9 protein-coding genes and 1 pseudogene are annotated in these 8,855 nt (G+C 59.2%); 8 read left to right on the forward strand and 2 right to left on the reverse strand.

The annotated features are described in order from the left end of the window. Positions 1 to 119 precede the first annotated feature (119 nt). On the forward strand, positions 120 to 458 hold the full coding sequence (locus AX703_RS27490; protein ID WP_156452103.1) for a hypothetical protein: 339 nt from the start codon (positions 120 to 122) through the stop codon (positions 456 to 458). A 348-nt stretch (positions 459 to 806) separates the two neighbouring features. Here the strand turns inward: AX703_RS27490 and AX703_RS16715 are convergent, their stop codons facing one another. After that, complete coding sequence (locus tag AX703_RS16715) at positions 807 to 1,427, reverse strand: response regulator transcription factor (protein WP_062345697.1); 621 nt, start codon at positions 1,425 to 1,427, stop codon at positions 807 to 809. Between the two features lie 613 nt (positions 1,428 to 2,040). Here AX703_RS16715 and AX703_RS16720 point away from each other — a divergent pair. Both AX703_RS16720 and AX703_RS16725 read left to right on the forward strand, forming a co-directional pair. Then, entirely contained in the window at positions 2,041 to 2,304 is a 264-nt protein-coding gene (locus AX703_RS16720; RefSeq protein ID WP_062345699.1) for a hypothetical protein, read from the forward strand. A gap of 300 nt (positions 2,305 to 2,604) precedes the next feature. Then, a complete protein-coding gene (locus AX703_RS16725; protein ID WP_062345701.1) occupies positions 2,605 to 3,846 on the forward strand; it encodes an IS701 family transposase in 1,242 nt (413 codons plus the stop codon). A 196-nt stretch (positions 3,847 to 4,042) separates the two neighbouring features. On the opposite strand, the gene AX703_RS16730 is transcribed toward AX703_RS16725, so the two are convergent. Further along, positions 4,043 to 5,074: an IS110 family transposase gene (locus AX703_RS16730; RefSeq protein WP_062345709.1), complete on the reverse strand. Its 1,032-nt coding sequence runs from the start codon at positions 5,072 to 5,074 to the stop codon at positions 4,043 to 4,045. 526 nt (positions 5,075 to 5,600) lie between these two features. Between AX703_RS16730 and AX703_RS16735 the strand changes: the two genes are divergently transcribed. The 5 genes and pseudogenes from AX703_RS16735 (at position 5,601) to AX703_RS16750 (ending at position 8,410) form a co-directional block, all read left to right on the forward strand. Next, positions 5,601 to 5,783 carry a hypothetical protein gene (locus AX703_RS16735; protein WP_039338281.1) on the forward strand — a complete coding sequence of 61 codons (183 nt, stop codon included), beginning with the start codon at positions 5,601 to 5,603 and terminating at the stop codon, positions 5,781 to 5,783. Positions 5,784 to 6,300: 517 nt separating this feature from the next. After that, a complete protein-coding gene (locus tag AX703_RS28430; RefSeq protein ID WP_231735585.1) occupies positions 6,301 to 6,696 on the forward strand; it encodes a hypothetical protein in 396 nt (131 codons plus the stop codon). 28 nt (positions 6,697 to 6,724) lie between these two features. Beyond that, positions 6,725 to 6,799 (forward strand): annotated as a pseudogene (locus AX703_RS28960) (hypothetical protein); the annotation flags it as partial. A 12-nt stretch (positions 6,800 to 6,811) separates the two neighbouring features. Beyond that, complete coding sequence (locus tag AX703_RS28435; protein ID WP_231735586.1) at positions 6,812 to 7,012, forward strand: hypothetical protein; 201 nt, start codon at positions 6,812 to 6,814, stop codon at positions 7,010 to 7,012. 1,041 nt (positions 7,013 to 8,053) lie between these two features. Then, positions 8,054 to 8,410, forward strand: a complete 357-nt coding sequence (locus AX703_RS16750) for a hypothetical protein (protein WP_156135931.1) — start codon at positions 8,054 to 8,056, stop codon at positions 8,408 to 8,410. Positions 8,411 to 8,855 lie beyond the last annotated feature (445 nt).

Below are 8,855 nucleotides of genomic sequence, written 5' to 3' on the forward strand. Positions count from 1 at the left end.
TCGTGCGCACCATTGGCATTGCCCGCGCCCGCATCAAGATCGGCATGGCCAACCTCGTCTATAACTTCCAGCGCCTCGTTTGGCTCGAAGGGCGAGGTGCGCCCGCATAGCGCGAAAACATGGCGCTGAACGGCGCTCCGGACCAGAAAACCAAGGAAACCCGGCCGAAAAGGCCAACCCTCACGTCTCAAAAGCCGCCATCAGACCCCTCGCGGCGCCGTCAAGCCAAAAACAGCCGGTTCTTCGAGGTGTCCAGCTTCAGGCAGGCCTTTTCTGGCAGTGCACAAGTTGCCTCGTTTGAAATGCCCCTTCCGAACACGGGCGATGAAAGGCGGAATTTCGAAAAACGAGAGATAGCCATTAATTGCCCTAGTGGACACGCTGCAAATCAGGCTCTGTGTACCGACACTGACGGAGCAGCTGGTGAACGACAAACAGTCAAATTACAGCCGCACTGATTTGGCCTAAGAAACGGCAATCTTGACATTTTTTTCCTTTGCTCTTTTGGGCAATCCAGTGCTAAAGTGGAATTTCTGCACTTTGGAAAAAACGATTTATATTTCAATTCTGCTCTGAAAGGTCTGATCTCACGTTTGCATGCTGGGAAAAAATGTAACGAGCCTTTCATGACGTGTCGTTCAAAAGGCATAGTTTAGTCGGGATAATTGTAGAAATTGTGAGATATTTTCCCTTTACGTTTATGACTCCGAAGCTTGGTGGGGCAAAACTATACCTGCATAGAAAGGTATTATCGAGCGGCAGTTGGTTTTCGCTCGATTGAAAAACCAGTCGTGGCGAAGGAATAATCAGGCGGCGATATTGGTATAAGCCGAGGCTTCGACCTTGAGACGCACGGCGTCTGCCGCATTTCTTGCGCCAAGCTTGCCGAGCATCTTGGTCCTGTGGATCTCAACTGTCCGTGGGCTGATCGCCAAGACTCGCGCTATGGCTTTCGAACTCTCGCCCGACACAATCCCGTCAAGCACCTGCCGCTCGCGATCTGTAAGACGGGCAAGGCTCTGGTGAGCCCGAACTGCCCGCTCGATCAGATCTCTGCGCAACTCAGCTTCTGCTGCCACAGCGGGGACCACGGCAAGAAGGTCGTCCGTTGTCCCGGGTGTGGCAATAAAGGAAAGCGCACCGCCTTTGATGGCCTGGACCACGTGGTCGACCGTCGGGTGATCAGCATAGCCAACAAACGGACACCATTGGCCTTGCAATGCAAGGTGTCGGACCAGCGCGGGAATGGCGCTGCATGATCCACCGTCCCGGATCAGCACCACGCCGTTGCCCGGAATCGCTTCGAAAAGCTCGCTGATGTCTTCATAAATTTCACAGTGAAATCCAGCTTCATAGCCAAGCCGGGCCAGCGCTGTCCGGAAACGATCCTGTGGTTCGAGGATGTGAAGTGCAATCTTTTGTGCCATGCGCCATTCATTGGCGAGCCGCGCAATGGTTAACAGAAGAATTAACCTTAACGTGGCAGCGATTGACTGCCTTCGAGGATCATCTACCTGTTTTCATTGAATAAAGTTCCGCCAATTTGGCGTCATTTGATCGCAAGTATGCCTCACTTTAGCGCAGAGGCGGGTCATCTAAGGTCAACGGAAAGACCATTCCCGGTAACTGCCAGTCGTACCGCACCGAAAGCGCCTCGCCAATGCCGCCGCCTATACCAGCACCGCCTCCGGGTTTTTGCGCTCCAGCAGTAAGAGGACTGAGTGGCAAAGCAGCCGAAACAGACGGGCGCAAATCGGACGGTATTTCGCGCCGGGCCAGCACGAAGGGGACATAGCGCGCTTTGCACGGCGATGCGGGATTACAGTCGGGATGGCGCTCGGCGCTGCTGATCAGCGCGGTGGCGGTCAGTCCAAGCAATATTACAATGGGAGGGCAGCATGGCGCTTGGGTCCGTGTGGCTTTTGACGGCGTAATACCGGTAGTGGAACCTATTCCCCCCCCGTTCGTAAGAGCGACGTTGCATGCAGAAGGCGCGGATCCGGAAACCGACGCTTACCCTGACCGAGAATGGAAGGATTGATGCCACAGGAAGATCCTCATGATCTGCGTAGCGTCACGGCAAAGCTGGACACTTTCTGGATGGCGCTCGCTGAGGGTAAGGACGAGGACGTCGGTAAATACCTTGCCCAATTCGGTTTCACCGACGTCTTCGACGGCCTGAACGACTTGCTCGAAGCTGTCGGAGGGTGCGCGCAGGACTTGCGGGAACGGCACGAGATCGAAACTGCCGTCGAAATGGAAAAGCTGGCGGAGGAGATCGCCAGCTACTTGAGCCTTCAGTAATCACGCATCCTCCTTCGCGCCAGCCGTTCAGGCGGCCACTTCCATCGATCCGGGCCTTCAGATCACCGGTACCGTCCATCGAGCGTACGCGAGGCTGTACCGGATCAGGCGGCAAAAGGGAGCGCCTTTCATTAAGGGGCCGAAGGCCACGACAGACAACAGCGGAATGGTCTTAGTTGGTTGTCCTTGAGAGGTAATTGTCTGGACGGGCTAGCACTACTTTGGCAGAAGTGTGGTTTTGGGATTCCCTTGGCCCGTAATGCATGATTCATGGGGAGCCAGCTTTGACGGAGGCTGGCGATGGACGAGGACTGGCGTGCGGATCTGGAGCGGTGGCTTGAGCCGTATCTGGGCTGGCTGGGTAACAAAACGCGGCGCCGGATGTGTCCGGCCTATATCGCCGGGCTGATTGGGCCGGGTGATCGCAAGAGTATCCAGCCCATGGCGACCCGGTCTGACGCCATTGCTTATGACCGGCTGCATCATTTCATCGGGGCGGGCCTGTGGGACAGCGCGCCGCTGGAAGCGACCTTGTGGAGTCAGGCGGATGAACTGGTGGGCGGTGACGGAGCCTGGCTGATCATTGACGACACCGCGTTGCCGAAGAAGGGCAAGGCGTCGGTTGGCGTCGCGCCGCAATACGCCACAGCGCTGGGTAAGAACGCAAACTGCCAGACGCTGGTGTCGGTGACACTGGCCTCGGGCGAAGTTCCGGTCATGCTGAGTTTGCGGCTGTTCTTGCCGGAAAGCTGGACGAGCGATGCCGCGAGAATGGATAAGGCCGGCGTGCCTGCGCCCTTGCGTGAGTATCGCACAAAACCGGAGATCGCGATCGAAGAGATCGACCGAGTTATCGCTGCCGGAGTGCGCTTCGGCTGCGTGCTGGCCGATGCTGGTTATGGGTTGTCGGCTCCGTTCCGGCAGGCACTGAGCGAGCGCGGCCTTTGCTGGGCCGTCGGCATCCCTCGGCACCAAAAGGTCTACCCGTCCGATGTGGAACTGATCTTCCCGGTGGCGGCTCGCGGGCGACCGCGGGTTCGGCACGTGCCAGACGTCAAGTCCCGGGCTGCACACACCATGCTCGAAGACGCTAAGTGGCGTCAGGTCAGTTGGCGCAAGGGAACAAAGGGACGCCTGAGCGCACGCTTTGCTGCTGTGCGTGTGCGCATCGCCGACGGAGCTCCCCAGCGGATCGGCTCCGCCGGAGCCCAGCATATGCCGGGGGAGGAAGCTTGGTTGGTGGGCGAGCATCGTTCGAATGGCGAACGCAAATACTATCTCTCGAACCTGCCCGCCGGCACTCCGGTCAAGGACCTGGCCAGCGCGATCAAAGCGCGCTGGATATGCGAGCAGGCCCATCAGCAACTTAAGGAAGAACTCGGCCTCGACCACTTCGAGGGCCGGTCCTGGACCGGGCTCCATCGCCACGCATTGATGACGATGATGGCCTATGCCTTCCTGCAATTCCGCCGGATCGCCCAGGCGGGACGGAAAAAACGTATGGCCCGCCCCGTCTGCAAGGGGGATTTTGAAGTGTTCTGATCAGTCTGCGTCAACGATGGGTGACCCCATGGCCAAGATGGACATCCGCACGTCTGGAGCCACAATAAAGACGCCGGCAACGAGTGCCATTTTTTTGGCCGGGCTTTCCAGACGCCGATCGACTGTCAGGCCATCTTCACGATCCTTCCTGCAAACATCGTTGGCCTATGCACGAAGATGCGTGCGGCCGATCCGGTTATGCCGCGACTGGGTAGCCGCGTTCGAACGTCGCGTCCTTGCGCAAGGCCGCCCATGCGATCCGCGCCAGCTTGTTGGCCAGCGCGACGACGATAGCATTGCGGTGGACTCCTCGCTCGATCATTCCTGTCAACCAGCGCCCCAACGGGGTCTCGCTTCGCGCCAGCGACGGCAATGCTGCTCGGGCACCGTGGATGAGCAAGGTGCGCAAGTAGGTGTTGCCTCGCTTGGAGATGCCGAGCAGCCGCGGCTTGCCGCCGGTAGTATGCTGACGGGGCACCAGACCGAGCCAGGCACCCAGGTCTCGGGCTTTGGCAAAGCTGCTGGCATCGCCCACGGCTGCAATCAGGGCAGTTGCGTTCAGCACCCCGACGCCGGGGATGGATGTGAGCCGCCGGGCAGCCGCGTCATTGCGCGCCAGCTCGACAAACTCGCCGTTCAGCGTTTCCACCCTGGTATCGAGTTCGCGCCATTCGGCACGCAGTTCGGCCACCAACTGGCGCAGACGCGGTGACAAGGTCGTATCCTCATCGGCCAGCAGGGCATCGATGCCGAGTTCCAGCTTGCGCCGCCCAACCGGGAAAATGGTCCCGCGCTCCAGCAGGATCGCCCGCAACTGGTTGGTCAGGCTCCTGCGCTCAGCCACCAGGCGCGAGCGAACCCGGTGGAGCGTCTGGATGTCCAACTGCTCCTGGGTCTTGAGTTCGACGAAGCGCATCGTTGGACGCGAGGCGGCCTCGGCGATCCCCTCGGCGTCGCGGTCATCGTTCTTCTGTGCTTTGACATACGGCCGTACGTACTCCGGCGACATCAGCCGGATCTCATGTCCGTGCGCGGCGAACAGGCGCCCCAGATAATGGGCACCGCAACATGCCTCCATCGCGACCACGCACACAGGAAGCTTGGCAACGTAGTCGACCAGCGTCTGGCGGCGCATCGACCTGCGTACGACGACAGCTCCCGCCGCATCCACGCCCACCACACTGCAGGCATTCTTGCCCAAATCAACGCCAAGGATCACAATAGACATCGGTCCGCTCCTTTCCTCTTCAAGCACCAGCATCATATCCGATGCCGGGGAAAAGGGGCGGGCCATCCCATAAAGAGTCTGCGGCCCGCCGCTGCAACCCAGCCTGCCAGCAGTACGCCAAGCCATTATTGACTGCCTGTCACGCTCTCCACCATTGCAATGCCCTCACTGCGGATGCTCGCTCAATCTCAGCCCGTCTACACTTCTGCCAAAGTAGTGCTAGCAGGCGTGGACAAAAGACTTGAGCCATAGCCTTGCGGCGGCGAGGTTGAGGAAGCTCTCGAACGAGAGGACTTGTCGCTACAAACCCGCTCGACAACCGCAAGTGGGTTCGGTTCCTACAAAGGCATCGCTGGCCAGCTTGCCGGTCCTGGTTTAGGCTTTTTTACCTCGGACCGCTTGGTGACTAATGGCACGTCCAGCATGCAAGGCGCGCCTGCGTCTTGCTTGGACCCTAGCATAAGCATCTACCCGAATTGTCCAGCCAGCTCGGCTTTGCTACGCTGCGCCGGGAAGGCAGCCAGAGATGAAGCGAATGCTCAAGCAAGCCAATGGCAGATCGTTGTCTGCCACCGTGCGCGGACCGATTTCGTCGTGTGCCCATCGGATTTCGAGCACAAACGAAATTCCGCAACTTCATGAAGAAGCGCTGCAATGGGCCGAAGCCAGCGTTAGAACCGCACAGCCTGCCAATGATGCGCTTGATTAAGGCCAACACCAAACCCGGCGCGGTCACCCGCTCGCTGAGCAGGTGAGGTCTCGGAAACGACACCGATGCCTTGTTTATGCTTGGAAACGAAGTCGAACCACCGCCCCCAAACTCTGCACGGTCTTAGCCGAGGATGCTACATCTCACGCACTCTTGCGGCCATCCCCGGGTTCCAGTGCTCGTGCTCCTTTCCCCATTGCCCGTTTGCCTGGCATTGTTGCCCTTTGTCGAACAATGTTCGTGAACGGCAATATACCCCTGAGCGGCACATCATAACCTTGCCGACCGAACCAATGCCAAATCGATAAATTTCGGGCGGCCAAGCTCGCCTCAAGGCCCCCCGGCACGCCCCCGAGTCAGACCAATCTAGGTGTCAGCCACCTTGGTTGCCTAGACCGCTGGGGAGCCTGGGCCCGGACGGATCTTCATCAACCCGCACGGTTGCGAGGGGTTCTACCCCGCACGCGCAAGGAAGGGAACGAAGATGACGTGTCAGGCTGTGTTTGTCGGTATCGATGTGAGCAGGTCAAGGCTCGATGTGTGCCTGTGGCCGGATGGAGAGGCGCTGGAATTCGCCAGTGACGGCAGCCCTGGCGTGGCTCGCCCCGCTGCAATCGGTCTGGAAGCCAGTGGCGGCTACGAGCGCGAGGCGCTGGCAGCGCTGTGTGCGGTGGAGCTGACCGCACATCGGCCCAACGCCTTGCGCACGGTGCATGGTGTGCTCAAGCGCATGGCTGCGCGGCGGATCGCAAGCCTCAAGGCGGATATCCTGCTGATCGACCAGGCCATGGCCGAAGCAGTCGCCGCAGACGAACGCATGGCCCCCGCAACCGCCTGCTTCGCTCGGTCCCGGGCGTCGGGCCAGTCTTTGCCCATACCCTGCTGGCGCTCATGCGCGAGCTCGGCCAACTGACCCGCCGGCGGCCGCGCCACTGCTCGGCGTGGCTCCCCTCCACTGCGAAAGCGGAACATTCCGGGGGCAACGACGCACCATCGGCGGCCGCAAACCCCTGCGCGATGCCGCCTACATGGCAGCCCTTATCGCCAGACAGCACAATCCTGTCATGGAAACCTTCAGGCAGCGCCTCGCCGAAACCGGCCAACCGCCCAAGGTCATCCTTATCGCCATCATGCGCAAACTCATCTGCGCTCTCAACGCCATGATAAACACGATGAACCATGGGCCGCCTGACAAGACGGCTGCTCCCATTGTCGTTCAAATTGTATGACTTCTCACGAAATCGTGTGAAGCCCCTTTTCGATCAAATCTATTTTTTCCAAGAAGGTGCAACCAGATCCTGAAGACAGTGTTCACGATGTCGCTTCTGCGATTGTCTTATCTGGCCTCTTACTTTTGAACCTTCACCGCGATAGATGACCGTCCATCGAGAGCTGTAATTGGCTCTGCTAACTTTAGTTATAGGTCTATGAACCCAGAACTGCCCCCACCTGTGAATTTGCGCGCAATTGCCACAGCTTATCGCGACTCGTTGCATTCCAGGCGGTCAATTCTGCCAATGGGGCCACCTGGCAGTGCGCCTTGGAGCATTCTGCTCGAACTGTACCTCAATAGCGACAGATGCATGCCACTGAGCCTTGGCGACATAGCCTTGCTGACCGGAATCGCCCCCACCACCTCGCTGGGTTGGCTTGACGCGCTGTTAACGATGGACCTTGTTGCCAAGGAGTCCGATCCGGGCGACAGGCGACGGATCCATGTCACACTTACACCGCACGGAACCGAGGTTACCGAACAGCTCTTGTCTGACCTCGGACGGGTTTTCGCACATTCGTGCAAAACGCAATGATCTCGGTTCCCCGCAACAGGTTTGGGGAGCAAATGCGTCGCTCGACACCGCCGAAAGCGGTCATGTCCCGCCGACGCAGCTCCCAGCCACTTCCGCCCCCCTGCCCGCTCTTGCTGCTCGCAAGACCCTGCGACGCGGAGGCCGCCAGATTCATGCGGCATGGCCTTTGCCATATCGTGATGCTGCGCGCCCGGGTTGCGAGCCCGTCTCGCACGATGCATGCGGCATCAGCGGCACAATGGATACGTTCGCGGTTGCCGACAGGCTTTGGTTCTTGCAGCACTTTGATCGCTTTGCGTGCTTGGCCGATCGTCCCTACGATCCTGCAACGCCCGCTTGTCCTTCTGCCGCCAGCGGCTTCGCCGCGCCCTTCCAATACCGAAACCACGGCGGTCACCGCCCGTCCAATGCCAACCGCGGTTCTGCACCCGCCTTACGAACCCGCCGTAAGGACCGATAAAGATGGAAAATGACGAAGACCTCCTCAGGATGGCGATAGCCTACCGGGCACACTTGCGTCTGCGCGAACGCGTGATTTGCCGCCAAGCCTCGTGCAAACCTGCTTGGTCCATGCTCCTCGAGCTTCTCATCGCGCAGTTAAGCAAGGAAACGATGCATATCAGGACGCTGACCCGGGCAGCACGAATAAAGGATACGACAGCGCTTCGATGGATAGATTGGCTACACGGCCATCAGTTGATCGAGCGACATCCTGATCCGCACAACCGCTTGCGCGTTATCATCAGGCTTTCGATAGAAGGGCGTAAGGTCGTCAAGGCCATGTTGTTTGACATGGCCGCCAGACTAAATGGGCTGTAACAAGCGGCCGATCCAGACCCGACATGGACCACAAGGCGGCCATAGCAGAGGACCCTTTTCCAGTGGCGCACCCCCTCTCGGCCCTCGTCCTTGGCCGGCATCGAGAGGCGTCCTGTGGCGACCTGACGCAGTCCGGAGCTTGCGTCGGGACCGGCTTTTCGGTCAGCCCGGGCCGCTAGCAAAGATATCCGGGACCTTGTATAGTCAACCATCTTTAGCTTAACATGTCCAATAACACGCTGTAATATATGGAGGATTCTGCCGTAGCATGGCAATGCTATATCCTGATTCGGGTTTAGCTATCGATCCGGCCACTCAATCTTGCGAGCTCGAGGCCTGCCTCGAGCTCGGGCGCCTCGATGGGTCGGTGGCCATGTGCCCGCCTTCGGTTGTGACGCGCCATAATTGACGTCATTGGGTCAACGCGTTGACCAGAAGCTGTGAC

The sequence above is a fragment of the Novosphingobium sp. CCH12-A3 genome (assembly GCF_001556015.1).
Classification (GTDB): domain Bacteria; phylum Pseudomonadota; class Alphaproteobacteria; order Sphingomonadales; family Sphingomonadaceae; genus Novosphingobium; species Novosphingobium subterraneum.